We start from the raw sequence: 1,456 nt of genomic DNA, 5'->3' as shown, positions 1-1,456 counted from the left end.
AAGTTAGAGTTTTATCAAAGAACTCTGGAATTGCTATTCCAAATGTATCCTCTGTAGCAAAATATTTTGTATTAAATTCAAAATCTGATATTTTTAAAGATACAACTCCATTTTGTTTTTTATCTTTTGTATTTATAGTATTTTCAACCGAGAATGAAGTTCCCGTTAAATATGTATTTAAAGAATCTAAAACATCTGAGTAAGAGTCGCTAGATACTCCATTTATAGTAAATTTAAAACCAGAATACAAATCTTTGTTCTTAGCGTTGGCTTTAATTGCATCTAAATCAATTTTCTTATCAATAACACCAGAGAAACTAACATATGTTTTCTTCATTGCATTTATCATTTTTGTTTTTGGATTATTAAGAAAACTTGCAATTAAAATACCAACAACAGCGATTAATGCAACTGCAAGAACTGAAAATACAGCAATGGCAGTCTTTTTAGCTTTTTTCTTGTTGTCTCCATTCTGGTCTGTCCCTCCACCATTCATAGCTTGAGGATAATATGGTTCTTGATTGTTATCATACATTGGTGGTTGGTTGAAATTTTGATTGTCGTAGTTCATATTAGGTATATATCCAGGAACCGGATTGTTATTATTTTGCATATTTTGATTTGGTATGCTTTGGTTTGGCATACTTTGATTAGGTACGTTTTGATATTGCATGTTTTGATTTGGCATGCTTTGATTTGAATCTTCTGGCGAATAATAATAACCGCTAGGGTTTTGTACGTTTGGTGTTGGTATTTCATTTGATATTGGTGCTTGATTTGTTAGTGGTATCTCATTCGATACTGGTACCTCGTTTGATACTGGTACTTCATTTGATACTGGTACTTCATTTGATAAACTTCCTTCGGTTCCATTTGTTTCATTTGGATCTAAAGTCATACTATTCTTCCCCCTAAATAAATTATTATATAAATATGATATATTAGAACAAACTAATATGCTATAATGCAAAAAAACATTGCATAATTTTTCATATTAAAACATTTTACATCATTTTTTCCAATTTGTATATAATTCTTATTTACCGTTAATGAACTTTTTAATCCACTTTAATAAAATTAATTTTCTCTATTCTTAATTATTCTTGAATTAACACCCTACAAGATATCCATTGCTTTAGGAAGATAGATTTCTCCTTGACTAGGAACTATATCGCTACCTTTATCATCAAAGAATTGATATCTCTGTATTTCGGGCTCATAAGCAAAGAATGACACTGAATTATTATATTCTCTTTGATTTGCTGATATTCTTCTAGATCTTATATATGGTATTTGCTGAATCTTCTCAACCTCCTTCATAGAAGTAATCTTATTCAAAATATCTGTATCTATTGGTACTTCCTTCGTCTTTATTCCCATTCATCCCGGTAACAAACTATAAAAAACACACCTATGGGATATAATACAATCACACAGATGTGTTTTATATACTTTA

The 1,456-nt window shown here is 29.6% G+C and carries 1 protein-coding gene and 1 pseudogene; both read right to left on the bottom strand.

Going from position 1 to position 1,456, the window contains the following annotated elements; genetic code table 11:
• A pseudogene (locus tag ACW2QF_RS17825) lies at positions 1 to 898 on the bottom strand (hypothetical protein); the annotation flags it as partial.
• Positions 899 to 1,116: 218 nt separating this feature from the next.
• Positions 1,117 to 1,380, bottom strand: a complete 264-nt coding sequence (locus ACW2QF_RS17820; RefSeq protein ID WP_455717367.1) for a hypothetical protein — start codon at positions 1,378 to 1,380, stop codon at positions 1,117 to 1,119.
• Positions 1,381 to 1,456 lie beyond the last annotated feature (76 nt).

This window comes from Anaerosporobacter sp. (assembly GCF_965301125.1).
This window is presented reverse-complemented; position numbering and strand designations above follow the sequence as displayed.